Annotated in this window: 23 protein-coding genes; 14 read left to right on the top strand and 9 right to left on the bottom strand. The window is 72.3% G+C overall.

Annotation, left to right across the window (positions count from 1 at the left end; all coding sequences use genetic code 11):
* Window positions 1–8 precede the first annotated feature (8 nt).
* Window positions 9–1,247 carry an MFS transporter gene (locus ACIGXP_RS06810; protein ID WP_399764754.1) on the bottom strand — a complete coding sequence of 413 codons (1,239 nt, stop codon included), beginning with the start codon at window positions 1,245–1,247 and terminating at the stop codon, window positions 9–11.
* Window positions 1,248–1,323: 76 nt separating this feature from the next.
* Between ACIGXP_RS06810 and ACIGXP_RS06805 the strand changes: the two genes are divergently transcribed.
* Window positions 1,324–2,310, top strand: coding sequence for a DUF5937 family protein (locus tag ACIGXP_RS06805; protein ID WP_399764751.1), 987 nt, complete (start codon window positions 1,324–1,326; stop codon window positions 2,308–2,310).
* Here ACIGXP_RS06805 and ACIGXP_RS06800 read toward each other — a convergent pair.
* Window positions 2,307–2,612 (bottom strand): MTH1187 family thiamine-binding protein, encoded by a 306-nt coding sequence (locus tag ACIGXP_RS06800; protein WP_363216730.1) that lies wholly within the window; start codon window positions 2,610–2,612, stop codon window positions 2,307–2,309. The genes ACIGXP_RS06805 and ACIGXP_RS06800 overlap by 4 nt on opposite strands.
* Window positions 2,609–2,953 carry a DUF3817 domain-containing protein gene (locus tag ACIGXP_RS06795; protein ID WP_363216731.1) on the bottom strand — a complete coding sequence of 115 codons (345 nt, stop codon included), beginning with the start codon at window positions 2,951–2,953 and terminating at the stop codon, window positions 2,609–2,611. Before ACIGXP_RS06795 ends, ACIGXP_RS06800 begins: the two co-directional genes overlap by 4 nt.
* Before the next feature lie 154 nt (window positions 2,954–3,107).
* On the opposite strand from ACIGXP_RS06795, the gene ACIGXP_RS06790 reads away from it, so the two are divergent.
* The 4 genes from ACIGXP_RS06790 to ACIGXP_RS06775 all read left to right on the top strand — a co-directional run bounded on the left by ACIGXP_RS06790 (window position 3,108) and on the right by ACIGXP_RS06775 (window position 5,783).
* A complete protein-coding gene (locus ACIGXP_RS06790) occupies window positions 3,108–3,746 on the top strand; it encodes an AIM24 family protein (RefSeq protein WP_363216732.1) in 639 nt (212 codons plus the stop codon).
* Window positions 3,747–3,748: 2 nt separating this feature from the next.
* Window positions 3,749–4,399, top strand: a complete 651-nt coding sequence (locus tag ACIGXP_RS06785; RefSeq protein ID WP_399764746.1) for an AIM24 family protein — start codon at window positions 3,749–3,751, stop codon at window positions 4,397–4,399.
* A gap of 14 nt (window positions 4,400–4,413) precedes the next feature.
* Complete coding sequence (locus ACIGXP_RS06780; RefSeq protein ID WP_399764893.1) at window positions 4,414–5,214, top strand: AIM24 family protein; 801 nt, start codon at window positions 4,414–4,416, stop codon at window positions 5,212–5,214.
* Window positions 5,215–5,306: 92 nt separating this feature from the next.
* On the top strand, window positions 5,307–5,783 hold the full coding sequence (locus ACIGXP_RS06775; protein ID WP_031171854.1) for a MarR family winged helix-turn-helix transcriptional regulator: 477 nt from the start codon (window positions 5,307–5,309) through the stop codon (window positions 5,781–5,783).
* Between the two features lie 89 nt (window positions 5,784–5,872).
* On the opposite strand, the gene ACIGXP_RS06770 is transcribed toward ACIGXP_RS06775, so the two are convergent.
* The 3 genes from ACIGXP_RS06770 to ACIGXP_RS06760 form a co-directional block, all read right to left on the bottom strand.
* A complete protein-coding gene (locus ACIGXP_RS06770) occupies window positions 5,873–7,063 on the bottom strand; it encodes an MFS transporter (protein ID WP_399764891.1) in 1,191 nt (396 codons plus the stop codon).
* Window positions 7,064–7,299: 236 nt separating this feature from the next.
* Window positions 7,300–8,256 (bottom strand): methylmalonyl Co-A mutase-associated GTPase MeaB, encoded by a 957-nt coding sequence (meaB, locus tag ACIGXP_RS06765; protein ID WP_356942989.1) that lies wholly within the window; start codon window positions 8,254–8,256, stop codon window positions 7,300–7,302.
* 50 nt (window positions 8,257–8,306) lie between these two features.
* The gene (locus ACIGXP_RS06760; protein ID WP_363216735.1) at window positions 8,307–9,506 is read right to left on the bottom strand and encodes an acetyl-CoA C-acetyltransferase; all 1,200 of its coding nucleotides are present in this window, start codon (window positions 9,504–9,506) and stop codon (window positions 8,307–8,309) included.
* 149 nt (window positions 9,507–9,655) lie between these two features.
* Here ACIGXP_RS06760 and mce point away from each other — a divergent pair, with 149 nt between their 5' ends.
* The 7 genes from mce (at window position 9,656) to ACIGXP_RS06725 (ending at window position 19,569) form a co-directional block, all read left to right on the top strand.
* On the top strand, window positions 9,656–10,096 hold the full coding sequence (gene mce / locus ACIGXP_RS06755) for a methylmalonyl-CoA epimerase (protein ID WP_030656158.1): 441 nt from the start codon (window positions 9,656–9,658) through the stop codon (window positions 10,094–10,096).
* A gap of 205 nt (window positions 10,097–10,301) precedes the next feature.
* On the top strand, window positions 10,302–14,249 hold the full coding sequence (gene scy / locus ACIGXP_RS06750) for a polarized growth protein Scy (protein ID WP_399764740.1): 3,948 nt from the start codon (window positions 10,302–10,304) through the stop codon (window positions 14,247–14,249).
* Between the two features lie 183 nt (window positions 14,250–14,432).
* Window positions 14,433–15,368, top strand: a complete 936-nt coding sequence (locus ACIGXP_RS06745; protein ID WP_363216739.1) for a cellulose-binding protein — start codon at window positions 14,433–14,435, stop codon at window positions 15,366–15,368.
* A gap of 122 nt (window positions 15,369–15,490) precedes the next feature.
* Window positions 15,491–16,450: an ABC transporter ATP-binding protein gene (locus ACIGXP_RS06740; protein ID WP_399764737.1), complete on the top strand. Its 960-nt coding sequence runs from the start codon at window positions 15,491–15,493 to the stop codon at window positions 16,448–16,450.
* A complete protein-coding gene (locus ACIGXP_RS06735) occupies window positions 16,447–17,220 on the top strand; it encodes an ABC transporter permease (RefSeq protein ID WP_399764735.1) in 774 nt (257 codons plus the stop codon). The genes ACIGXP_RS06740 and ACIGXP_RS06735 overlap by 4 nt, the downstream gene beginning before the upstream one ends.
* 130 nt (window positions 17,221–17,350) lie before the next feature.
* The gene (locus ACIGXP_RS06730; RefSeq protein ID WP_399764733.1) at window positions 17,351–18,691 is read left to right on the top strand and encodes an ABC transporter ATP-binding protein; all 1,341 of its coding nucleotides are present in this window, start codon (window positions 17,351–17,353) and stop codon (window positions 18,689–18,691) included.
* A complete protein-coding gene (locus ACIGXP_RS06725; protein ID WP_363214585.1) occupies window positions 18,688–19,569 on the top strand; it encodes an ABC transporter permease in 882 nt (293 codons plus the stop codon). The genes ACIGXP_RS06730 and ACIGXP_RS06725 overlap by 4 nt, the downstream gene beginning before the upstream one ends.
* Before the next feature lie 406 nt (window positions 19,570–19,975).
* Here the strand turns inward: ACIGXP_RS06725 and ACIGXP_RS06720 are convergent, their stop codons facing one another.
* A complete protein-coding gene (locus ACIGXP_RS06720; protein WP_399764728.1) occupies window positions 19,976–20,308 on the bottom strand; it encodes an ATP/GTP-binding protein in 333 nt (110 codons plus the stop codon).
* Window positions 20,309–20,530: 222 nt separating this feature from the next.
* Between ACIGXP_RS06720 and ACIGXP_RS06715 the strand changes: the two genes are divergently transcribed.
* Entirely contained in the window at window positions 20,531–21,559 is a 1,029-nt protein-coding gene (locus ACIGXP_RS06715; protein ID WP_399764725.1) for an LLM class flavin-dependent oxidoreductase, read from the top strand.
* A 107-nt stretch (window positions 21,560–21,666) separates the two neighbouring features.
* On the opposite strand, the gene ACIGXP_RS06710 is transcribed toward ACIGXP_RS06715, so the two are convergent.
* On the bottom strand, window positions 21,667–22,059 hold the full coding sequence (locus ACIGXP_RS06710) for an SCO5389 family protein (RefSeq protein WP_014675028.1): 393 nt from the start codon (window positions 22,057–22,059) through the stop codon (window positions 21,667–21,669).
* A 275-nt stretch (window positions 22,060–22,334) separates the two neighbouring features.
* Between ACIGXP_RS06710 and nucS the strand changes: the two genes are divergently transcribed.
* Window positions 22,335–23,006, top strand: coding sequence for an endonuclease NucS (nucS, locus tag ACIGXP_RS06705; RefSeq protein ID WP_399764722.1), 672 nt, complete (start codon window positions 22,335–22,337; stop codon window positions 23,004–23,006).
* Window positions 23,007–23,041: 35 nt separating this feature from the next.
* Here nucS and ACIGXP_RS06700 read toward each other — a convergent pair whose 3' ends face one another.
* A complete protein-coding gene (locus ACIGXP_RS06700) occupies window positions 23,042–25,552 on the bottom strand; it encodes an ATP-binding protein (RefSeq protein WP_399764718.1) in 2,511 nt (836 codons plus the stop codon).
* Window positions 25,553–25,680: the final 128 nt, after the last annotated feature.

Genomic DNA, 25,680 nt, shown 5'->3' with positions numbered 1-25,680 from the left:
ATCAGACCCTACCGGCCGGTCATATTCCGGGCAGCCCCGTCTCGGCTTTCGGTCGCCCGAGCCGCGGCGGCGAGGCCGCAGCAGCACAGGACGCCCACCGCACCGGCCCCCGCCACCGCCGCCCGTACGCCCGCCACCTGCGCGGCCACCCCGGCCAGCGCCATGCCGACGCCCTGGACGGTCATCAGCCCGGCGCACAGCACGGTCATGGCCCGCCCGCGCAGCTCCTCCGGCACGGCCCGGACGAACCACTGGTCCAGGCCCAGGGTGTACGCCGAGCCGGCCCCGGACAGCAGCAGGAGCAGCAGCGAGGCGGTGAGCCCGGGGCGCAGGGCGAAGCCGAGGTACGGCAGCAGGGTCAGACACAGCAGGGGAAGCGCGACGCGTTCGCGTGCCAGGGGTGCGAGCCTGGCACCGGCGAACAGCTCGCCTGCCACCGTGCCGACCGGCAGCGCGCACATCAGCAGCCCGAGACCCGTGGAACCGCTGCCCAGCTCGTCCGCGTACGGCGCCGCCAGTGCCTCGGGGACGACCGAGAACGCCGCCGGCATCCAGAACAGGAGCAGCAGGACGCGCACCCGGCGGTCGGCGAACAGCGGGCGCAGACCCGGCGCGGTGTCCGTGCGCCGGTCGGTGCGGGCGGGGCGGTGCCGGGTGCCGCAGCGCAGCAGCACGGCGGAGGCGAGGAACGTGCCCACGGTGATCAGCAGGGCATGGCGCGGGCTGACGGCGGTGAGCAGCAGACCGCCGAGGCCGTAGCCGACGAGCAGGGTGCTCTGGGCGACGATCCGCAGCAGGGAGCGGCCGAGCACGAACAGGTCGCCGTCGCCGAGGACGTCGGCCAGGGTGGCCATGCGGGTGCCGGCGAACACCGGGGAGACGACGGCCGGCGCGCAGCGCAGCGCGAGGAGCAGGCCGATACCGGCGCCGGGGACGGTCATCAGGGCCACGCAGCCGGCGCACACCAGGTCGCAGCCGACGAGCACCCGGCGGGCCGGGAAGCGGTCGGCGACGGGTGCGAGGAGGGTGCCGCCGACGGCGTACGGCAGGAAGCCCAGTGCGAAGGTGAGCGCGCTGAGCAGGGGCGAGCGGGTGAGGTCGTAGACGAGGACGGTCAGCGCGATCTCGCTGACGATCACGCCGACCATGGACAGCACATGGGCGGCGAAGACGGCCCGGAACTCGGGCACGGCGAAGACACGGCGGTAGCCGGCGGGCGCCGGGGCGGCCTGCGGTGGTGCGGACATGCCGGGCAGCGTGCCGGGAGACGGACCGGCAGCCGTAGAGTTTCGGCTCCAGCCGAATCTTCCCCGGAGGTCGCCCGTGCCCTCGCGTCTGCACTTCGGTGACGACGACTTCCTGCGCTGCCGGTTCGCGATCTCGCCGCTGTGGGAGACACAGGAGGCGGTGCGCACCCTCCACCGGCCCGACCGGCACGCCTACCAGGCGCCCTGGCTGCGCCGGATCAGGGACGCGGCGGCCGGGCTCGACCTGGCTCCGCTGTGGCTGCTGATGCCCCGGCGCGGGCACTCACCGGACTGGCTCGGCGCACCACCGATCGGACCGGCGGCCACGTTCGAGGAGGAGATCGCGGCCGTACGGGCGTCCGACCCGGAAGCGGCCCGCGAGGACACCGCCCAGTCGCTGGCCTGCACCCCGGGCGCGCTTCGGTCGCCGCGGGGCCGGGCCTGGCTCGCGGACCCGGCACGGATGATCCAGGAGCTGGCGGACGCCATGGAGGCGGCCTGGCGGGCCCTGATCGCGCCGCACTGGCCCCGGCTGCGGGCGCTGCTGGAGGCGGACGTGGCCTTCCACTCGCGGCGGCTGGCCGAGGTGGGGCTCGGCACGCTGCTGCCGGAACTGGACGGCCGGCTGTCCTGGGACGGCCGTACGCTGACGCTCGCGCTGCACACCGAGCACACCCGCGACCTCGACGGCCGGGGCCTGGTCCTGATGCCGAGCGTGTTCTCGTGGCCCGACGTGATCACGGGTTTCGAGCCCCCGTGGCAACCCACGCTGGTCTACCCGGCCCGCGGCATCGCCGGCCTGTGGACCGAGCCGGGCGCCGGAACCCCGGAGGCGCTGGTACGGCTGCTGGGCCGCAACAGGGCGGCGGTCCTGTCCGCGCTGGACGAACCGGCGACCACCTCGGCCCTGGCCCACCGGCTGCGACTCGCCCCGTCGTCGGTGTCGTCCCACCTGACGGTGCTGCGCGACGCGGGCCTGCTGACGGCACGCCGGTACGGCCACCAGGTGCTGTACGAACGCACACCCCTGGGCATGGCCCTGACGGCGGGACACCCGGCCTAGGCCCCCGGCCCCTGGGCCAGATACCGCTCCACCGTCTCCACCTTGGAGGTGAGCCCATCGCTCACGCCGGGGCGGATGTCGGCCTTGAGGACGAGGGAAACCCGCGGCGCCCGTTCCTCCACGGCGGCGACCGCCCGCTTGACGACGTCCATGACCTGGTCCCAGTCGCCCTCGACGGACGTGAACATCGCGTCGGTGCGGTGGGGCAGGCCCGACTCGCGGACCACGCGGACGGCGTCGGCGACGTACTCCCCCACGTCCTCGCCGACCCCGAGGGGCGTCACGGAGAAGGCGACGATCATGCGTTCACGACTCCTTCCTTGCGGGCGCGGGCCGCGATGACGGCGTCCTCGGCCTCGCGGCGCAGCTTGCGCTCGGCGAAGAAGCCACCCGTGGGCAGCACCGAGAGAAGGAAGTAGAGGAGCCCGGTCCGCACGGGCCACTTGGTGCGGTTCCAGGCGTCCGCCCAGAAGATCACGTACAGGACGAACAGGACGCCGTGGACCGCGCCCATCACGGGGACCGCGTTGAAGTCGGTGGTGCGCTTCAGCACCGAGCAGACGAGCAGGATCAGGAAGGACACGGCCTCCGGGGCCGAGACCAGGCGGAGGCGGCGGAGGGCGGTGGCGGTCTTGATGTCCACGAGTCACCTTCGATGGGAGGGACGTCCACGGTTTGTGAACGCAAGCACAAACGTCCGCCCATTGTGGCAAACGGTGACCCCAGGGGTCCGCTCAGGGTCGATATCCACCCACAGGACCTGTTCCGTCCACCCGTGCCGCCGCTACTTTCACTGCGTGGCGACGTTCCGACTGCAGGGAAACAAGGTGCTCGCCGTCGACATGACCGGGGACGCCGTGAAGGCGAAGAACGGCTCGATGGTCGCGTACGACGGGCAGATGAGCTTCAAGAGGCTGAGTGGTGGCGGGGAAGGGCTGCGCGGCATGGTGACGCGGCGGCTCACCGGCGAGCAGATGACGGTGATGGAGGTGAAGGGGCACGGCACCTGCTGGTTCGCGGACCGCGCCGCGGAGATCAACCTGGTCGGCCTCCACGGGGACAAGCTCTACGTGGAGTCGAGCAACCTGCTCGCGACCGACGCGGGACTGCGCACGGGCACGACGTTCACCGGCCTGCGCGGGGCCTCGCAGGGCAACGGGCTGTTCACGACGACCGTCGAGGGGCACGGGCAGGCCGCGATCATGTCCGACGGGCCGGCGGTGGTGCTCCGGGTCGCCCCGCAGTACCCGCTGATCGTCGACCCGGGCGCGTACATCGCCCATCAGGGCAGCGTCCGGCAGTCCTTCCAGTCCGGCGTGACGTTCCGCACACTCCTCGGGGAGGGCGGCGGCGAGGCCTTCCAGATCCGCTTCGAGGGCGACGGACTGGTGTATGTGCAGCCGAGCGAGCGGAACACGATCGCGGGGGATCTGTAGCCATGGCCTTCCGAGAGATCAACTCCAAGATGGTCGAGGCGACCGTGCTGCCCGGCCGGCGGCTGTTCAGCCAGCGCGGCGCGATGCTCGCCTACAAGGGGGACGTGTCCTTCACGCCGAACCTCCAGGGCGGCCAGGGCGGGCCGGCATCCATGATCGGGCGCCGGGTGACGGGCGAGGCGACCCCGCTGATGACCGTCGAGGGCAACGGCACGGTCTTCTTCGGGCACGGCGGCCACCACGTCCATGTCATCCACCTCACGGGCGACACCCTCTACGTCGAGGCCGACCGCCTGCTCGCCTTCGAGGGCACGCTCCGGCAGGGGACGATGTTCATGGGCTCCCAGGGCGGCGTGATGGGCCTGGTCCGGGGCCAGGTCACCGGGCAGGGCCTGTTCACCACCACCCTGCAGGGCCAGGGCTCCGTCGCCGTGATGGCACACGGCGGCGTCTTCGAGATCCCGGTCACCCCCCGGCGGCCGGTCCATGTCGACCCGCAGGCCTACGTCGCCCACCACGGCGAGGTCCGCAACAGGCTGTCCACCGCGCTCGGCTGGCGCGAGATGGTGGGCCGCGGCTCCGGGGAGGCCTTCCAGCTGGAGCTGAGCGGCAACGGCACGGTCTACGTCCAGGCCTCGGAGGAAAAGCTGTGAGCGCGCACGCAGGCATGTACGGCACCCCCGGCGGCCCGGTGGTGCACGACCCGATGACACTGCCCGCCGACGACAACGTGAACGCGTACACGTTCTGCGTCGAGCTCAAGAACGGGCAGTGGTTCCTGCAGAAGGGGAAGATGATCGCCTACTACGGGGCGATCGAGTTCAACGGCATCGGGCACGGGCGACTCGACCGACTTGTCCGTACCTCGTTCCATTCGCCACTGCACGCGAGCGACTGGGTCGTGGCGGAGGGCTCCGGCAAGATGCTGCTGGCCGACCGGGCGTTCGACGTCAACTCCTACGACCTGGACGACGGGAACTTGACCATTCGCGCGGGCAACGTGCTCGCTTTTCAGCCAAGTCTCACACTCAAACAATCGATCGTGCCGGGTTTTCTGACCCTTATCGGAACCGGAAAGTTTGTGGCCGCATCTAACGGTCCGGTGGTGTTCATGGAACCTCCGATCCGGGTCGACCCGCAGGCGCTCGTCGGGTGGGCCGACTGCCCGTCACCGTGCCATCACTACGACCACGGCTATCTGACGGGTGTACTGGGCGGTCTACGTGCAATGACGGGCTTCGGCGGGGTTTCCGGGGAGGAGCACCAGTTCGAGTTCGCGGGCGCCGGGACGGTCCTGCTGCAGTCGTCGGAGACCCTTATGGGCGAGGCGGCGACGGGGGTCGTTCCGTCCGAACCCGGGGTGCCCGGAGGTGGCGCAGCGGCACCGGATGGACACGGTCAGCAACCCTCGGGTGCACCGCGCCTTCCCGGACAGCTGGGGGACCTCCAGCGTCGCTTCGGGCTGTGAGCGGTAGTCTGCGGAGTGTGACGTCGAACGCGTGCGCACTGTCACACCACCCGAAGTAGTTCGTCATTCAACTTCTTAGGTAGACTTCATTCATGGAGACCGAGACGGCCACGCGCTGGCTGACCGATGCGGAGCAGTGCGCCTGGCGCACCCACCTGGAGGTCAACAGGCTGTTGACGTACCAGCTGGAGAAGGATCTGCAGCCGTTCGGCCTGACGATGAACGACTACGAGATCCTCGTCAATCTGTCCGAGTCGGACGACGTACGGATGCGGATGAGTGACCTCGCCTCCGCGACGCTGCAGTCCAAGAGCCGGCTCTCGCACCAGATCACGCGGATGGAGAACGCGAACCTGGTACGCCGCGAGAACTGCGAGTCCGACCGGCGGGGGCTGTACGCCGTGCTGACCGAGCACGGCATGGAGACGATGAAGAAAGTGGCGCCACACCATGTGGCGTCCGTGCGGCGGCACTTCATCGATCTGCTGTCGCCCGAGGCGCTGATAGAGCTGGACAAGGCGCTCAAGCCGATCGCGGAGCATCTGCGCGGTCAGCGCGGACGTCCGTAGCCGCCGGATCCGGCAGCTGCGAGCCGACGGCGGGGCGGAGCGCTCACACACCGCTCCGCCCGCCGGCATCTGCGACCTGCTGTGGGCCGTCACAGCAGGCGGGCGGGGTGCTCCCCGTCCCCCGTGCGAGCCGCGCCCCGGGCCACGGTCAGCGCGGTCAGCAGCATCACCGCACCGGTCACCGCGAAGCACGGCGCCGGTGGCAGCCGGCCGACCAGCACCCCGGAGACCGCGGCACCCGCCGTACCGCCCGCGTTGAGGGCCGTGTTGACCCAGGCACCGGCCCGGACCCGGGCCTCGGGCGGCGCGGTCTCGTCGGCGACGAGGTACGCGGTGGTGATCAGCGGGGACACGAAGAGCCCGGCGGCCGCCACCGCCAGGGCGAGCGCGCCCACCCCGTGCGCCAGCCCGGCGGCGCACAGCACCAGACCGAGTCCGGCCGCCTGCAGGGGCAGTCGTGCACCGGCGGTGGCTCGCCACGAGACGGCACCGTTGAGCAGCCCGCCGACGGCGCTTCCGGCGGACAGTGCGGCGAGCACCCAGCCGGCACTGCCCCCGCTGCCGTGCCCCTCGGCGAACGCCACCACCAGCAGCTCGACCACGCCCAGCGCAAGACCGACCCCCGCGGCGGCGACCACCGGCCGCGCCAGCCCGTGCAGCACCCGCCGTCCGGCCGGGCGCCGGTCCCGCTCGCGCCCGCCCGCCGGTACCGCACGCACCGCGGGAGACGACACGAACCCCGCTGTTCCCGCCGCCATCAGCACCGCCCCGGCGAGCACACCGGCCGCCGGCGGGGCGAACCCCACGAGCACCCCGACCAGCAAAGGTCCCGACACGAACAGCAGTTCCTCGGCGACGGCGTCGAGGCTGTAGGCACGCTGCAGCAGCGCCGGGTCCGGGGCGAGCCGCCCCCACACGGCCCGCATGGTGGGCCCGAGCGGCGGCGTACAGGCCCCGGCGGCGGCCGTCACGGCGCCGAGGACGAGCGGCGGGGCGGCGCCGGGGCGCCAGAGGGTCATCGTCAGCAGCCCGAGCAGCGCGACGTGGGTCCCGGCCATCGGGGCGAGCACGCGCCGCGGCCCGTACCGGTCGATGAGGCCCGCCCGGGCGGGCGACAGGAAGACGCTGGTGGCGGAGAACAGCGCCATGACGGTGCCCGCCACCGCGTACGACCCGGAGGCCCGGGTCACGGCGAGCATCAAGGACAGCGGCGCGACGCCGTACGAGAGCCTGCCGAGCAGGGCGGCGGCGAAGGTACGGCGCGCATGCGGGATGCGCAGGACGGCGGCGTACGAGGGCTCGTCGTCGCCGGAGGCGGGGGGAGGGCAGGCGGTGACAGGCCCTTGGGGCCGCGAAGGGTGCGTGGACACGCTGGGGTTCCTCTGCGGGAGGCGGAAGAGGGGACGCCGAAGGACGCGGTGGCCGTGTGGTCGGCCGCCGCGGTCCGGTGTGCGCTCTACGCCATGGAGAGGAACATGCCGGTCAACCTAGCAGCATGATCGGCACGTCGGGACCCTCAGCCCTCCGTCAGGCCCGCGACCAGCTCGTCCGCCGCGCGGTACGGGTCCAGCTCGCCCGCGACGATGCGCTCCGCGAGCGCGCTCAGGCGGCGGTCCCCGTGCAGGTCGCCGATGCGTTCACGCAGCGCGGTGACGGCGATGGTCTCCACCTCGCGGGCCGCCCGCGCCCTGCGGCGCTCGGCGAGCACGCCGCGCTCCTCCATCCAGGCGCGGTGCTTCTCCAGGGCTTCGACGACCTCGTCGACGCCCTCGGCGCGGGCCGCGACCGTCTTCACGATCGGCGGGCGCCAGTCGCCGGGGCCGCGGGACTCGCCGAGGCCCAGCATGTGGTTCAGCTCTCGGGCGGTGGCGTCGGCGCCGTCCCGGTCCGCCTTGTTGACGACGTACACGTCGCCGATCTCCAGGATGCCCGCCTTGGCCGCCTGGATGCCGTCGCCCATGCCGGGGGCCAGCAGCACGACGCTCGTGTCCGCCTGGGAGGCGATCTCGACCTCCGACTGGCCGACGCCGACCGTCTCGACCAGGATCACGTCGCAGCCGGCCGCGTCGAGGACGCGGATCGCCTGGGGGGCCGCCCAGGCGAGACCGCCCAGGTGGCCCCGGGTGGCCATGGAACGGATGTAGACGCCGGGGTCGGAGGCGTGCTCCGACATACGGACGCGGTCACCGAGCAGGGCGCCGCCCGAGAACGGCGAGGACGGGTCGACGGCCAGGACGCCGACCCGTTTGCCCTGCTTGCGGTAGGCCGTGACGAGGGCGGAGGTGGAGGTGGACTTGCCGACGCCGGGGGAGCCCGTCAGGCCCACCACATACGCGTTGCCGGTCAGCGGGGCCAGCGCCGCCATGACCTCCCTGAGCTGCGGGGACGCCCCCTCCACCAGGGAGATCAGCCGGGCCACGGCCCGTGGCCGGCCTTCCCTGGCCTGGGCCACCAGAGAGGAGACGTCCTGCATCAAACAGCTCCGTTCACTTCAGCGAATACCGTCAGCGGCGTACCGGGACCTCAGGCCTTCGGTACCCGCACGATGAGCGCGTCACCCTGGCCGCCGCCACCGCACAGCGCGGCCGCGCCGACCCCGCCGCCGCGGCGCTTGAGTTCGAGCGCCAGGTGCAGCACGAGCCGGGCGCCGGACATGCCGATCGGGTGACCCAGGGCGATCGCACCACCGTTCACGTTCACCTTTTCGGTGGACACGCCGAGGTCCTTCATTGACTGCACGGCCACCGCGGCGAACGCCTCGTTGATCTCGATCAGGTCGAGGTCGGAGACCTCCAGGCCCTCCTTCTTCAGGGCGTGCCGGATGGCGTTGGACGGCTGCGACTGCAGGGAGTTGTCCGGGCCGGCCACATTGCCGTGCGCGCCGATCTCGGCGAGCCACTCCAGGCCCAGCTCCTCGGCCTTGGCCTTGCTCATCACGACCACGGCCGCCGCACCGTCCGAGATCTGCGAGGAGGAGCCCGCGGTGATCGTGCCCTCGCGGGAGAAGGCCGGGCGGAGCTTGCCCAGCGACTCGGCCGTGGTGTCGCCGCGGATGCCCTCGTCCTTGCTGAACAGCACCGGGTCGCCCTTGCGCTGCGGGATCTCCACCGGGGTGATCTCGGCCTCGAACAGGCCGTTCTTCTGCGCGGCGGCGGCCCGCTGGTGGGACAGGGCGGCGATCTCGTCCTGCTCGGGGCGCTGGATGCCGAGCCGCGTGTTGTGCTTCTCCGTCGACTCGCCCATGGCGATGCCCTCGAAGGAGTCGGTCAGGCCGTCGTAGGCCATCGCGTCGAGCATCTGGACGGCGCCGTACTTGAAGCCCTCGCGGGACTTCGGCAGCAGGTGCGGGGCGTTGGTCATGGACTCCTGGCCGCCGGCCACGACGATGTCGAACTCGCCGGCGCGGATCAGCTGGTCGGCCAGCGCGATGGCGTCCAGGCCGGACAGACACACCTTGTTGATGGTGAGCGCCGGGACGTTCATCGGGATGCCGGCCTTCACTGCCGCCTGGCGGGCCGGGATCTGACCGGCGCCGGCCTGCAGCACCTGGCCCATGATCACGTACTGCACCTGGTCGCCGCCGATCCCCGCACGGTCGAGGGCGGCCTTGATCGCGAAGCCGCCCAGGTCGGCCCCGGAGAAGGACTTGAGGGAGCCCAGGAGTCGTCCCATGGGCGTGCGCGCGCCGGCGACGATCACCGAGCTGGTCGTTCCAGAAGGCATGAGCTGCGATCCCCTTACCGGCCTGCACAGCCGAGGAGTGAACGAGGGTTTACTTCGAATGTACTGAGCGGTAGAGCACGGCGTCATCGGCCTTACGGTGTGATCGCGCGCACGTTGCGTAACCAAGCGAGGAGCGCTGCACTGAAACCATGCTGACGCGAATCGACCACATCGGGATCGCCTGCCACGACCTCGACGCGACCGTCGAGTTCTACAGGGCCACGTACGGCTTCGAGGTGTTCCACACCGAGGTCAACGAGGAGCAGGGCGTGCGCGAGGCCATGCTCAAGATCAACGAGACCTCGGACGGCGGCGCCTCCTACCTCCAGCTGCTGGAACCGACCCGCGAGGACTCCGCGGTCGGCAAGTGGCTGGCGAAGAACGGCGAGGGCGTCCACCACATCGCCTTCGGCACGGCGGACGTCGACGGGGACGCCGCCGACATCCGCGGCAAGGGCGTACGCGTGCTGTACGACGAGCCCCGGCGCGGCTCGATGGGCTCGCGGATCACCTTCCTGCACCCCAAGGACTGCCACGGGGTCCTCACAGAACTGGTCACTTCGGCCCCGGTTGAGTCGCCCGAGCACTGACCCCCGTACATAAGGGCCGGTAGGGTTGGGGGCGGTCGTCCCTCGAACCGGGACGATCGCATGCCGGGGTCCGGGTTTCGGGGGACGAGCGTCGGGGCAGCAGCCCGTGTTCCGCCGCCTATCTGACACCATTCCCCGGGGGCCCCGTTCGGCGGAGGACGAGGCTCGTTGGAGAAGCTGACCAGGGGACGGATGGGACCGCGCAGTGCGGGGCTACGAGAGCCAGGAGCGAGAGCCGGCGGCTGACGTCGACCACCTCTCTCGGTTCGAGGCCGAGATGAAACGGCTGAGGACCGAGCGGGAGAAGGCGATCCAGCACGCCGAGGACCTCGGCTACCAGGTCGAGGTGCTGCGCGCCAAGCTGCACGAGGCGCGCCGCACCCTGATGACCCGGCCCGCCTTCGACGGCGGTGACATCGGCTATCAGGCCGAGCAGTTGCTCCGTAATGCCCAGATGCAGGCCGACCAGCTGCGTCAGGACGCCGAGCGGGAGCTGAGCCAGGCCCGCGCGCAGACCCAGCGCATCCTGCAGGAGCACGCCGAGCAGGCCGCCCGGCTGCAGGCGGAGCTGCACCAGGAGGCGGTGACCCGGCGCCAGCAGCTCGACCAGGAGCTGGCCGAGCGCCGCGCCACGGTCGAGTCGCACGTCAACGAGAACGTGGCCTGGGCGGAGCAGCTGCGCGCCCGCACCGAGCAGCAGGCCCGCCGGCTGCTGGACGAGTCCCGTGCCGAGGCCGAGCAGGCGATGGCCACCGCCCGCGCGGAGGCCGAGCGGCTGACCCGGGAGGCCCGGGAGCGGCTGCAGAGCGACGCCGAGGCGGCCCGCGCGGAGGCCGAGCAGATCCTGCGCCGCGCCCGCACCGACGCCGAACGCCTGCTGAACGCCGCCTCCGCGCAGGCGCAGGAGGCCACCGAGCACGCCGAGCAGCTGCGCACCACCACCGTCACCGAGTCGGACACCGCGCGCCGGCAGGCCGCCGAACTGAGCCGGGCCGCCGAGGAGCGGATGGCGGCGGCCGAGGAGGCGCTGCGCAAGGCGCAGGCCGAGGCCGAGAAGCTGCAGACGGAGGCGAAGGAAGCCGCCGCCAAGGCACTCGCGAGCGCCGAGGCCGCGGGCGAGGCCCGTACGCGCACCGCGAAGGAGCAGGTCGCCCGGCTGGTCGAGGAGGCCACCAAGGAGGCCGAGAACACCCGGTCCGAGGCCGAGCAGCTGGTCGCCGACGCCCGCGCCGAGGCCGAGAAGATCGTCGCCGAGGCCGCCGAGAAGGCCCGTACGGTCACCGCCGAGGAGAGCGCGACCCAGCTGTCCAAGGCCGCGAAGACCGCCGAGGACGTCCTCAACAAGGCGGCGGAGGAGGCCAGGAACACCACCAAGGCCGCCGCCGAGGAGGCCGAGCGGATCCGCACCGAGGCCGAGGCCGAGGCGGACCGGCTGCGTGCCGAGGCGCACGACATCGCCGAGCAGCTCAAGGGCGCGGCGAAGGACGACACCAAGGAGTACCGCGCCAAGACGGTCGAGCTGCAGGAGGAGGCCCGCCGGCTGCGCGGCGAGGCCGAGCAGCTGCGCGCCGACGCGGTCGCCGAGGGCGAATCGATCCGCGCGGAGGCCCGCCGGGAGGCGGTCGCGCAGATCGAGGAGGCGGCCAGGTCCGCCGAGGAGCTGCTGGCCAAGGCCAAGGCGGACGCCGACGAGCTGCGGCAGACCGCGACCGGCGACAGCGAGAAGGTCCGCACCGAGGCCATCGAGCGGGCCACCAGCCTGCGCCGGCAGGCCGAGGAGACGCTGGACCGGGCCCGCAAGGAGGCCGAGCGGCTGCGCGCCGAGGCCGACGAGCAGGCCGAGACGGTCCGGACGGACGCCGAGACCGCCGCGCGGGAGCTGCGCGAGGAGACCGAGCGGATCATCGAGGCGCGCCGAATCGAGGCCGCCGAGGAGCTGACCCGTCTTCAGACGGAGGCGCAGGAGCGGCTCGCGTCCGCCGAGCAGGCGCTGACCGACGCCCGCGAGGAGGCCGCCCGGATCCGCCGTGAGGCCGCCGAGGAGGCCGAGCGGCTGCGCACGGAGTCGGCGGAACGGATCCGTACGCTCCAGCAGCAGGCCGAGGCCGAGGCGGAACGGCTGCGCACCGAGGCCGCGTCCGACGCGTCCGCCTCCCGCGCCGAGGGCGAGGCCGTCGCCGTACGGCTGCGCTCCGAGGCCGCCGCGGAGGCCGAGCGGCTCAAGGCGGAGGCCCAGGACACCGCGGACCGGGTGCGCGCGGAGGCGCAGGCCGCCGCCGAGCGGCTCGGCACCGAGGCGTCCGAGACGCTGGCCGCCGCCCAGGAGGAGGCCGCCCGGCGCCGCCGCGAGGCCGAGGAGACGCTCGGCGCGGCCCGCGAGGAGGCCGACGAGGAGCGCCGGCGCGCCCGCGAGCAGAGCGAGGAACTGCTGGCCTCCGCCCGTAAGCGGGTCGAGGAGGCCCAGGCCGAGGCGACCCGGCTGGTGGACGAGGCCGACCGGCGCGCCACCGAGATGGTCTCCGCGGCCGAGCAGCACGCCCAGCAGGTGCGGGACTCCGTCGCCGGGCTGCACGAGCAGGCGCAGGAGGAGATCACCGGGCTGCGCTCGGCCGCCGAGCACGCGGCGGACCGTACGAAGCGGGAGGCCGAGGAGGAGGCGGACCGGCTGCGCGCCGACGCCTACGCCGAGCGGGAGCGGGCGAGCGAGGACGCGAGCCGTGTCCGGCGCGCGGCGAACGAGGAGTCGGAGGCCGCCAAGGCGCTGGCCGAACGTACGGTCGCGGAGGCGATGGCGGAGGCCGAGCGGCTGCGCTCGGACGCGTCCGACTACGCCCAGCGGGTGCGCACCGAGGCCTCGGACGCGCTCGCCGAGGCGGACCAGGCGGCGGCGCGCACCCGCGCGGACGCCCGCGAGGACGCCAACCGGATCCGGTCGGACGCGGCGACCCAGGCGGACACCCTCATCACCGAGGCGCGCAACGAGGCCGAGCGGCTGCAGACGGAGACCGTCGCGGAGGCCGACCGGGTCCGCACGGAGGCGCTGACCGAGGCCGAGCGACTCCAGACGGAGACCGCGGCCGAGGCCGAGCGGGTGCGCACCGAGGCTCTGGCCGAGGCGGACCGGTTGCGCGCGGAGGCGTTGGCGAAGGCCGAACGGCTCGTCGGGGAGGCCACCGACGAAGCCGAGCGGCTGCGCGCCGAGGCCGCGGAGACCGTCGGCTCCGCGCAGGCGCACGCCGAGCGGGTGCGGGCGGAGGCCGAACAGCTCAAGGCGGACGCGGAGGAAGCGGCCGAGCGGCTCGTCGGCTCCGCCCGCGAGGAGGCCGAGCGGACCCTGGACGAGGCCCGCAAGGACGCCAACAAGCGGCGCTCGGAGGCGGCCGAGCAGGTCGACACGCTCATCACCGAGACCACGGCCGAGGCGGACAAGCTGCTCGCCGAGGCGCAGGCGCAGGCGCTGAAGACCACCGCGGACGCGGAGTCGCAGGCCGACACGATGGTCGGCGCGGCCCGCAGCGAGGCCGAGCGGATCGTCGCCGAGGCGACCGTCGAGGGCAACGCCAGGGTGGAGAAGGCCCGTACGGACGCCGACGAGCTGCTGGTCGGTGCGCGCCGGGACGCCACCGCGATCCGCGAGCGTGCGGAGGAGCTGCGCGAGCGGATCACCACCGAGATCGAGGAGCTGCACGAGCGGGCCCGGCGCGAGGCCGCCGAGACGATGAAGTCCACCGGCGACCGCTGCGACGCGCTCATCCGGGCCGCCGAGGAGCAGCTGGCCAAGGCGGAGGCGAAGGCCAAGGAGCTGGTGTCGGAGGCCGGCTCGGAGGCGGGCAAGGTGCGTATCGCCGCCGTCAAGAAGGCGGAGGGGCTGCTGAAGGAGGCCGAGCAGAAGAAGGCCAGCCTCATCAAGGAGGCCGAGGAGCTGAAGGCCGAGGCGATCCGCGAGGCGCGGCGCACGGTCGAGGAGGGCAAGCGCGAGCTGGAGATCCTGGTGCGCCGCCGCGAGGACATCAACGCCGAGATCTCCCGGGTCCAGGACGTCCTGGAGGCGCTGGAGTCCTTCGAGGCGCCGGCGGCCGGCAAGGAGGGCGGAGTCAAGGCCGGTGCGGCGATCGGTGCCCCCCGATCGGGTGGCAAATCGTCAGACGGCTAGCGCAAGAGGTGCGTTCCGGTGTCTTCTGGGGGCTTTGCCCGACTCATTGGCAAGCTCCCTGACGGTCAGCCACCCGAAAGAGGTGTCATTCTCCAGATCAAACACGTATCCGCTCGATGACACACCGCTTCGGCCCCTAGGATTCCCCCTATCACCTCACCGGTCTCATTGGACAGGAACCCCATGAGCGACACTTCCCCCTACGGCTTCGAGCTTGTGCGGCGTGGGTACGACCGCGCTCAGGTGGACGAACGTATCTCCAAGCTCGTCTCCGACCGTGACAGCGCTCTCTCCCGCATCACCGCTCTGGAGAAGCGCATCGAGGAGCTGCACCTCGAAACGCAGAACGCCCAGGCACAGGTCACCGACGCCGAGCCGTCGTACGCGGGTCTCGGCGCACGGGTCGAGAAGATCCTGCGGCTGGCCGAGGAAGAGGCCAAGGAGCTGCGTGAGGAGGCCCGGCGGGCGGCCGAACAGCACCGTGACCTCGCCGAGTCGGCGGCCCAGCAGGTCCGCAACGACGCCGAGTCCTACGCCGCGGAGCGCAAGGCCAAGGCCGAGGACGAGGGCGTCCGGATCGTCGAGAAGGCCAAGGCCGACGCGTCCCAGCTGCGGGCCGAGGCGCAGAAGGACGCGCAGTCCAAGCGCGAGGAGGCGGACGCCCTCTTCGAGGAGACCCGCGCCAAGGCCGCGCAGGCCGCCGCCGACTTCGAGACGAACCTCGCCAAGCGCCGCGAGCAGTCCGAGCGCGACCTGGCCTCGCGTCAGCAGAAGGCCGAGAAGCGCCTGGCGGAGATCGAGCACCGCGCCGAGCAGCTGCGCCTGGAGGCGGAGAAGCTGCGCACCGACGCCGAGCGCCGCGCCCGCCAGACGGTGGAGACGGCCCAGCGTCAGGCCGAGGACATCGTGGCCGACGCCAACGCCAAGGCCGACCGCATCCGTTCGGAGTCCGAGCGCGAGCTCGCTGCGCTGACCAACCGCCGCGACAGCATCAACGCTCAGCTGACGAACGTCCGCGAGATGCTGGCGACGCTGACCGGTGCGGCGGTCGCTGCCGCGGGTACGCCCGGCGACGACGAGCCCATTTCGCGTGGGGTGCCGGCGCAGCAGTCCCGGTAACGGCGGGCCGTGGGGAAGCTGCGGGTCCGCTGATCGCGCAGTTCCCCGCGCCCCTCTGGGGCGCCTTCGAAGCCCTCTGCCTTCAAGTGGCAGGGGGCTTCGTCCCGTTTTAGCGTGGCCGCATGATCGAGCTGGAGGGCCTGACCAAGCGGTACGGCGACAAGGTGGCGGTCGACGGGCTCACCTTCACCGTGCGACCCGGCATCGTCACCGGGTTCCTCGGGCCCAACGGAGCCGGCAAGTCCACGACCATGCGGATGGTCCTCGGGCTCGATCACCCCACCGCCGGTGATGTCCGTGTCGACGGCAGGCACTACCGGCAGCTGAAGGACCCACTGACGTACATCGGTGCACTGCTGGACGCCAAGGCGGTGCACGGCGGGCGCAGCGCCCACCACCATCTGCTGTGCCTCGCGCAGAGCAACGGGATCCCGAAGCACCGGGTGGCTCAGGTGCTGGATGCCGTCGGGCTCACCGCGGTGGCGCGGAAGAAGGCCAAGGGGTTCTCGCTGGGCATGGGCCAGCGGCTGGGGATCGCCGCTGCGCTGCTCGGGGATCCGCGGATCCTGATGTTCGACGAGCCGGTCAACGGGCTGGACCCGGAGGGCATCCACTGGATCCGGAGCCTGATGAAATCGCTGGCCGCGCAGGGCCGGACGGTGTTCGTGTCGAGCCATCTGATGAGCGAGATGGCGCTGACCGCCGATCATCTGGTGGTCATCGGGCAGGGGCGGCTGCTCGCCGACACCTCCATGGCCGACTTCATCCGGCAGAACTCCCGGTCGTACGTGCGCATCCGGTCGCCGCAGCGCGAGCGGCTGCTCGATGTGCTGCACGAGGACGGGATCACCGTGGTGGAGGCGGGCGCGGGCGTGCTCGAAGTGGAGGGCGACAAGAGCGGGCGGATCGGCGAGCTGGCGGTGCGGTACGGGATCGTGCTGCATGAGCTGAGCCCGCAGCAGGCCTCGCTGGAGGAGGCGTTCATGCAGCTGACGGCCGAGGCGGTGGAGTATCACGCGCACGCCGGCCCGGATCCCGTCCAGCAGGTCCGGGGCGCGGGCCGGAAAGGGGCTGAGGGATGACGGCCGTGCAGGTGATCCGCTCCGAGTGGACCAAGATCCGGTCGGTGGCGTCCACGATGTGGACACTGTCGCTGGCGGTGGTCGTCACCACCGCCCTCGGCATGCTCGTCTCCGGACTGTCGCGGAGCCAGTTCGGCTCAATGCCGGCGCGGCAACGGCTGTCGTTCGATCCGGTCTTCGTGTCCTTCGCGGGCATGACCCTCGGCCAGCTCGCCCTGATCGTGTTCGGTGTGCTGGTCGTCTCGAACGAGTACAGCACCGGCATGATCCGGGTCTCGCTGGCCGCCGTACCGCAGCGTGCCACCTTCCTGTTCAGCAAGATCGCGGTGGCCACCGCGCTCGCGCTGGCGGCCGGCATGGTCACCGGCTTCGCCGCGTTCTTCCTCGGCCAGGCGATGCTCGGCCCCCACGGGGTGCAGCTGGGTGACCCCGGTGTCCTGCGCGCGGTGCTCGGCGGCGGGCTGTACATGACGCTGATCGCGATGTTCTCGATGGGCGTCGCCGTGATGCTGCGCTCACCGATGCTGTCGCTGGGGATCCTGATGCCGTTCTTCTTTCTGATCTCCAACGTGCTCGGCAATGTGGACGCCACGAAGAAGATCGGCCAGTTCCTGCCGGACCAGGCGGGCAGCCGGATCATGCGGGTGGTGCCGAGGGTCGGCGACGCGGCCCCGTACGGGCCCTGGGGCGGGCTCGGGATCATGGCGCTGTGGGTGATCGCCGCGCTCGTGGGCGGGTACGTCCTCCTCGCGCGCAGGGACGCGCAGTAGGCCTCACGTCACTCGTCGTAGTGCTCTGGCTTTGCTTTCTTTTGGGCGGAACCGTCAGCCGCTCGATATCCTCCTAACCCTTACGGGGGCGTGTGCCCCGCTGTCCTGAACCTTTCGATGGGTGCGGAGCATGATCGAGGCTGTCGGCCTGACCAAGCGCTACGGCGACAAGACCGCCGTGTACAACCTTTCCTTCCAGGTGCGGCCAGGAGCCGTCACCGGCTTCCTGGGGCCGAACGGCTCGGGCAAGTCCACGACGATGCGGATGATCCTCGGGCTGGACAACCCGACCTCCGGATCGGTGACGATCGGCGGCCACCCGTACCGGAAGCTGCCCAACGCTCCCCGTCAGGTCGGCGCGCTGCTCGACGCCAAGGCCGTGCACGGCGGCCGGTCCGCCCGCAACCACCTGCTGAGCCTCGCCCAGCTGTCCGGCATTCCCGCCCGGCGCGTGGACGAGGTGCTCGGCGTCGTCGGCCTGCAGGAGGTGGCGAAAAAACGTTCCAAGGGCTTCTCGCTCGGCATGGGGCAGCGCCTCGGCATCGCCGCCGCGCTGCTCGGCGACCCGCAGGTGCTGCTGTTCGACGAGCCGGTCAACGGCCTCGACCCCGAGGGCATCCTCTGGGTCCGCAACCTGATGAAGGCGCTCGCCGCCGAGGGCCGTACGGTCTTCGTCTCCTCGCACCTGATGAGCGAGATGGCGCTGACCGCCGACCACCTCATCGTCATCGGGCGCGGCCAGCTGCTCGCCGACATGAGCGTGAAGGACTTCATCTCGGCCAACTCCGCCGACTTCGCGCGCGTGCGCACCCCCGACACCGAGCCCCAGCTGCGCGAGAAGCTCAGCACCGCGCTCGCCGAGGCGGGCGGCCATGTGCTGCCCGAGCAGGACGGCGCGCTGCGCGTGACCGGGCTGGCGCTGCCCCGGATCAGCGACCTCGCGCACGAGGCGGGCGTACGGCTGTGGGAGCTGTCGCCGCACCAGGCCTCGCTGGAGGAGGCGTACATGCGGATGACGCAGGGCGCCGTGGACTATCGCTCGACCATCGACCAGAAGGCGGGTCTGCAGCAGCCGCTGCCGCCCGGCGCCCAGCCGCCCATGCCGGTGCCCGGCCAGGGCCAGCCCGGCTGGTACGCCCCGCCGCCGCCCCAGCAGGGCGGGCAGCCGTTCGCGATGCCGCAGGGCCCCGCGGGGCCGTACGGCGGCACCCCGGCGGGCGCATACGGCCCCCAGGGCGTGCCCGGCGCCCCCGCCGCTCCGGACGCGGGGGCCCCCAACCCGTACGCCCAGCAGGCCCCCGCGGCCCCGCAGGCCCAGCCTCCGGCCGCGGCGCCGGGCGGCCCGCAGGCGCCGGGCGCGCCGTCGGCTCCCGCCGCGCCGCAGCAGGCGCCCGCCGCCGCTCCCCCGGCCCCGGCTCCGGCCGCCGCCTCCGCCCCCGCCGACCTGACCAAGCCCGAGGAAGCCCGATGAGCACCCACCAGCCCCCGATGCCGCAGGCCCCCGCCGCGCCCGACTGGCAGGCGGCGCCCGGCGGTTCGTACCCCGGTTACACCTCGCCGATCCCGGTCGTGCGCACCCACCTCGGGCACGCGGTGGTCTCGGAGTGGACGAAGATCAAGTCGGTGCGCTCCACGATGTGGACGCTCGGCGTGTTCGTGGTCCTGGTCGTCGGCATCGGCCTGTTGACCGGCGCGATGGTCAAGGCCCACGCCGACACCACGAACATGGAGGGCATGAACCCGCTCTCCCTCGGGTTCTTCGGGCTGCTCCTCGGCCTCATGTGCATCATCACGCTCGGCGTGCTGACCACGGCCTCGGAGTACGGCACCGGCATGGTCCGCACGACGATGACGGCGTGCCCGAGCCGGGGCCGGGTGCTCGCCGCCAAGTCGATCGTGTTCTTCCTCGTCGCCTTCGTCGTCACACTGGCCGCGTCCGCCTTCGTGGGCATGGTCCAGACGTCCATGCTGAGCGGCACCAGCGCCCCCACGCCCTCCGGCTCCGACTGGTTCAAGGACACCGTCGGCGTCAGCCTCTACATCGCGCTGCTCGGGCTGCTCTCGCTGCTCGTCGGCTCGATGATCCGGCACTCCGCGGGCGGCATCACGATCATGATCGGCGCGGTGCTCGCGCCGTTGGTCATCGCGCTGTTCATGGCCACGTCCTCGCTGTCCGACGTACGGGAGTGGCTGTTCACGTACTCCATCCCGAGTCAGCTGGGCGTCTTCTACGACAACACCCTGAGCGGTACCGGCCCGACCGGCTGGGACCCGCTGTGGATCATGCTGGGCCTGACGGCCGCCGCGTACGCCGGCGCCTACGCACTGCTGCAGAGCCGGGACGTGTGAGCCCGACCGACCGACGAACGAGGGCCTCCCGGGCCCCGCGGACCACTTCTCCGCAGGGCACCGAGGGGGCCCTCTCGTTTTGCCCACCGCACGCCCCAAGGAGAAGAGAAGCGTCATGTCCGAGTACGGCTTCGCCCGTGCGTCCGATGAAGTTGTCGCCGTCCGGTACGAGTTGGCCGACCGAGTGGTCGGAGCGCTCCGGCAGGCCGGCCTGCCTTCCGCGACGGGGAAGCCGGAACGGCGGACCGACCGGGCGCGGTGATCTTCGTGGAGCAGGGATCACCGCCACGCTGGAGAACGACACCGTGATCCGGACCATGTCCTGGTGTTCGGGACGATGGCCGACCTGCCGCCCGCGCTACGGCCCGCCTTCGTTCCACCAACACGTTAGCCGCGAGGCGACCGGCTAGAACCGCGGCGCATTGCGGGACCGCTGTACCCGTGTGGTGCGGCGGTCCTTTGCGTTCCAGCAGGACTTGTGCCAGTGGCGGCGGTCGTCGACGCCCGCGTGCTCCGGCCAGGCCACGACGTGCGGGACGCCGGAGGGGATCACCTGGTCGCAGCCCGGGCAGCGGTAGGTCTTGCCCTCGGCGCTCGCCCCGGCGACATGGCGCACGCTCCACTCATCGCCCTGCCAGCTCTCGGTCGACTGCCAGCCGCCGTACCGGCCGGTGCGGTCGTCCTCGGCGCTCCGGCCCGATGATCCGGCTGCCTTCGGTCGGTTGCGGCGCGGGGACACGGGACACCTCTCGGGGCTATACAGGAAGCACGGGCTGCTTCCAGCCTACGCGCCGCCGAGACGGGTACGCGTACGGAACCAAACCGCACAAGTCCCCCTCCCCGGCGACCCATTCTGCAGACAATCCGCAAATCTCTCCGCCAGGCCGTGTCCTGGGCACGTGTCAGACGGTTATGCCGGGTGGGGGAGCTCCGGGTCGGAGCCAAGGAAGCAGGAAATGCAATGTACGTAGGAAGTTTTGTGCTGGGCGCCCAGTTCCCGGGCCAGGGCCCCGGGGAGGCCCTGCACCGGGCCGTCCGCTCGGCGGAGGTCGCCGAGGAGGCCGGGCTGGACGCCGTATGGCTGGCCGAGCACCACTTCGTGCCGTACGGCACGTGCCCGTCCGCCGTCACCCTGGCCGCCCTGCTGCTCGGCCGCACCCGCCGCATCCGCGTCGGCACGGCGGTCAGTGTCCTGCCCACGGCCCACCCGGTCGCCCTCGGCGAGCAGGCCGCGCTGCTGCACCTGACGAGCGGCGGCCGGTTCACCCTGGGTGTCGGGCGCGGTGGGCCCTGGGTGGATCTGGAGGTGTTCGGCACCGGCCTGGAGGCTTACGAACGTGGGTTCCCCGAGTCACTCGATCTGCTGCTGCGCTGGCTGCGCGAGCCGCGCGTGGCGGCCTCCGGCGAGCGGTTCCGGTTCCGCGAGGTGCCCGTCGTACCGCGCCCGTCGGAGGCGCTGACGGAGACCCCGGGACCGGAGGTCGTCGTCGCCTGCACCTCCCCGGCGAGCGTGCGGCTGGCCGCCGAGCGCGGCCTGCCGATGCTGCTCGGCATGCACATCGGGGACGAGGAGAAGGCCGAGATGGTCGCCCTGTGGCGGCGCTGCGCCCGGGCGGCGGGCCGGCCGGGCGAGGAGATCGCGGACGCCGCGCATGTCTCGGCCGGGGTGTGCCAGCTCGCCGACCGGCGCACGGACGCGGCCGAGACCCTGCTGAAGGCGATGCCGGGCTGGCTGAAGCAGGGCCTGGATGCGCATGTGACGGTCGACGGACGGGAGCGCGCGATGCGCGACCCGTACGCCTACACCGAGCTGCTGTGCGGCCTGCACCCGGTCGGCACCCCGCGGCTCGCCGCCGACCGGCTCGCGGCCACCTCGGAGCGCACGGGCATCTCCCGTTTCGCCCTGCTCACGGAGGGCTCGGGTGATCTCGCCGCGACCGAGGAGAACCTCCGGCGGCTCGGCGCCGAGGTACTTCCCCAGCTGCGCTGAGCCGCACCGGCCGCCTTGGGGGCTTGCCGCCCCAGGACTGAAAGCACCTCCCGCGGATGGAGCGGCAAGCGAGCGGCTCACTGGCTCTGCCCTGACGCGCCTGCGCGTCAGCAGTCCCGGAGCTCCGGCGACTGGTTCAGCAACTGATTGCGCACCGAGGTGAAGCGGGCCAGCGTCTCGTCCACCGAGGCGTCCAGCGGGAACACCGCCACCCGATGGCAGTTCTGGAAGGCCAGCCGCACACCGAAGTGCCGCTGCAGGGCGCCGCGTATGGCGTCACTCGCGAGCGCGCGCAGCAGCTGACCGCGTGCCTGCTCGTCCGGCGGGGGCGTCTGGTTGTCGGCGAACGGGCCGCCGTCGACCTTCAGCTGGGCCACCAGGGAGCTGATCATCTCCCATGCGTAGGGCAGGGAGGTCCGGACGCAGTCGACGAATGCTGCTTCGTCGACCTCGCCTCGCTCGGCCTGTTCGAGTAGGGCCGGTGAGACGTCGAGCGACATGGGTACTCCTCTCGCACCCCCGCGGAGCAGGGGTTGCCGGACAGGTACGGGAGTTCGCTATTTCGAACACGCTCAGTACACATGTCGCGACCTCCCGTACCTACGTTAGGCAACGGTAGGTGACCACACCAGCAGAATGGGTATATGGAACGGTCCCGTTACGGGCACAATCGGCCAAGGATGAACAAGAGTTTCCAGGGACAATTGGGGCGATCCACAGGGAGCGCGCTGGGCGAATCGCGTGCACCGGCGCGCGTCGAGTAGCGTTGCCGACCATGCGTCTCGTCATTGCCCGATGCTCGGTCGACTACGCCGGCCGGCTCACCGCCCACCTGCCCTCGGCGCCCCGCCTGATCCTGGTCAAGGCGGACGGCAGCGTCTCCATCCACGCCGACGACCGGGCCTACAAGCCCCTCAACTGGATGTCGCCGCCCTGCACGCTGAAGGAGGGGACGGGCGAGGACGAGGGCGTGTGGACCGTCGTCAACAAGGCGGGCGAAAAACTGATCATCACGATGGAGGAGATCCTCCACGATTCCTCGCACGAACTGGGTGTGGACCCCGGCCTGATCAAGGACGGCGTGGAAGCGCACCTCCAGGAACTGCTGGCCGACCGCATCGAGACGCTCGGCGAGGGATACACGCTCATCCGCCGCGAGTACATGACGGCCATCGGCCCGGTGGACATCCTGTGCCGGGACGCGGACGGCCGGACGGTCGCGGTGGAGATCAAGCGCCGGGGTGAGATCGACGGCGTGGAGCAACTCACGCGCTACCTTGAGCTGTTGAACCGCGACCCCCACCTGGCCCCGGTCCGCGGCGTCTTCGCCGCCCAGGAGATCAAGCCCCAGGCCCGCGTCCTCGCCACCGACCGCGGCATCAACTGCCAGATCCTCGACTACGACGCCATGCGGGGCATCGAGGACGACAAGCTCCGCTTGTTCTGAGCCGGGCTGCCGGGCCGACGGCGGGCTTACAAAAGCTAGATCACCTCGTCGGAAGACCCCGACGCACTCTCCGGACTCGACGCGCTCTGCGAACTCGACGTGCTCTGCGAACTCCGCGGTGCCGTCGGTCCGCTCGCCGTGTCCGTCGTGGACGGGGTCGTACCGCCCGTCTGGGTCGGGGTCGTCGTCGGCGCTGTCGGCGTCGGTGTGTGGGAGGTCGGCGGGGCCGACGGACTGCCCGAGGGCGTCGACTTCGTCGGCGCGGGAGAGGTCGCCCTGGTCGGCTTCGACGTGGACGGGGCCGGGGACGTGCTGCCGCTGCCCGTGCCCCGGGTGTGGCTCGGGTCGGCCGACGGGGATGCGGCCGGCCGGGACCGCGTCGGGTCGTCCGTCGTGCCGTAGGTGCCGTCGGGGCCCGGGTTCGTCGGGTGGGCGGCGGTCGGGCCCGAGCCGGTGCGGGCCGGCGGGTTCTTCTTCGGGTCCGCGCCGAGGCTGCCGTCGTCCAGGCCCGCGCTCGCCGACGGGTTGACGTCGACCTTCCCGGCCGGGTTCTTGCCGGCGTTGTCGTCGGAGGTCATGCCGAGCGTGACGACCGTACCGAGCACGGCGGCGAGCAGCGCCCCCGAGCCGATCGCCACGAGGTTGCGGCGGGCCAGCCGCACAAGGCCTCTGCCCCGCGCCGTGGCGGCCTCCGGAAGCAGGTGGGTGACCAGGGGGTCGCCGAGGGGCACGTACGGCGGCGGCGCGGACTCCTCGTGCCGTACCTCCGGCAGCTCCTCCCCCGCCGCCGGCACGAGCCCCGCCGCCACGATCCCGGGCACCTCGCCGGAGCGGTCGGCGACCAGCGCGAGGGCACGGCGGCCGGCGACGGTGCCCCGCTTGTCGGCGAGCGCCCCGCGCAGCCCGATGGACGCCTCCAGCTCGGCGCGGGCCCGGTCGAGCTGTCCGCCGCACAGCGCCAGGACACCCAACTCGTGGTGGAAGTAGGCCTGTTCACGCACCTCGCCGGCCAGCCGGGAGGCTTCCGCGCCGGAGCGCAGGGCCCGTTCCCAGGCGCTCCAGTGCAGCCCGGCGGCGAAGGCGGGTGCGGCCGTACGGGCGAGCCGTACCGCGCAGCTCTCCTGCCCTTCGGCGGACGGAGCCGTGTGCGGGACGACCGCGGCGAGCGCGGCCAGGACCGCATCGGCCTCGGCGCACACCCGCTCGGCGGTGACCGAGGGATGACCGGCCCACCAGGTGTAGTGCTCGGCGGCGGCCAGGGCCTGGGCCTCGCTGTCGTCGGCGTACCCGGCGGCCTCCAGCTGGGTCCGCACACCGGCCGCGAGACGGTAGTGGGCGCCGACCGGGGAGACCAGTCCGCACGCGGTGAGTTCACCGAGGGCGGCGTCGGCGTGGGTGTCGCCGATCAGCGCCGGCAGATGCGCCTGGTGCGGCACCTCGCCGCCGAGGGCGACGGCGAAGCGCAGGGTCGCGCGGGCGGAGGCGCTGAGCCGGGAGGCGAGCAGCGGGGCGGGCGCGGCGGCCTCGCCGAGCGAGGGCAGCGGGACCTCGTCCGCGGGCTCCAGGACCGGCTCCAGGACCGGTTCGACCGGCTCGCGTACGTCCTCGAAGACGCCGTACTCGTCCACCGCCCCGGCGTCGGCCCGCAGCTCCTCGCGCTGCCGGAGCAGCGCGCCGGCCTGGACGAACCTCAGCGGCAGCCCCTCCGACTCGAACCACAGGTCGCCGGCCCAGTTGGCCTCCTCCTCGGTGAGCACCCGGCCGACGGTCCGCTCCAGGATCTCCACGCCGCCGGCCCGGTCGAGGCCACTGAGGAAGACCTCCTCGACCGCGGATCCCTCTGAGGGCGCCGGCACATCGGGGGTGGCGCCGATCAGGAACGCGCACTCGGGGGTGGCGTCGAGCAGCTCGTCGAGGGCGGTGCCGCCGAACTCGATGTCGTCCAGCACGACGACCGCGCCGATCTCACGGACCAGCGCGCGCAGTTCGTCCGGTTCCGGGCGGTGCTGCGGGGCGTCGTAGACGGCGTGCACGAGGTCGTGCAGGAGGTCGGTGGTGGTGCGGTGGAAGCCGGTGAGCCGGACCACGCCGTCGGGCGCGAGGTCCATGCAGTCCTCGGCGACGAGGTCGAGCAGCGCGCTGCGGCCGGAGCCGCCGGGACCGGTGAGCCGGACCGAGCGGCCACGGGCCAGCAGCCGGACCAGGCGCTCGCGTTCGTCCTGCCGTTCCACCAGGGAGAGCGCCGGCTGGGCGGGACCGGGCGGTACGGGCGGCCGGGCGGCACGCTCGGCCTCGGCACGCTCGGCGGCGGTGCGCTTGCGGGGCCTGGCCGGTCGTCGGTCCGGCGGGCAGAGCTCTATCTCGCTGCCGTCGACGGGGTTGACGGTCAGCAGCAGGTCGCCGGAGACGAGTTGCGCCGTGCGGGCGAGCGCGGGCGCGCTCTGGCCGAAGTCGGAGGTGAGGGATTCCCGGGGCGGGCGGCGGCTCGCCGCGTGGCCGTGCTCCTCGGGTCCCCGGTTGATCGGGTCGGGTTCCATGCGTTCCATGGGTTCAGCCCCCCAAAAGCGTTGTGTGCCCGTGATTCCGGCCCCTCCCGGCCTTGTCGCACACCGCGCTGTCGCTTCTGGTCCGGGCCCGCTCGGTCGAGGGTTGCGAGGTAGCGGGCGACCGAACC

Origin of the sequence: Streptomyces sp. NPDC053069 (assembly GCF_044546895.1) — a bacterium.
Classification (GTDB): Bacteria; Actinomycetota; Actinomycetes; order Streptomycetales; family Streptomycetaceae; genus Streptomyces.
The sequence above is the reverse complement of the archived record's forward strand: the minus strand, read 5'-3'. Positions and strand labels throughout refer to the sequence as shown.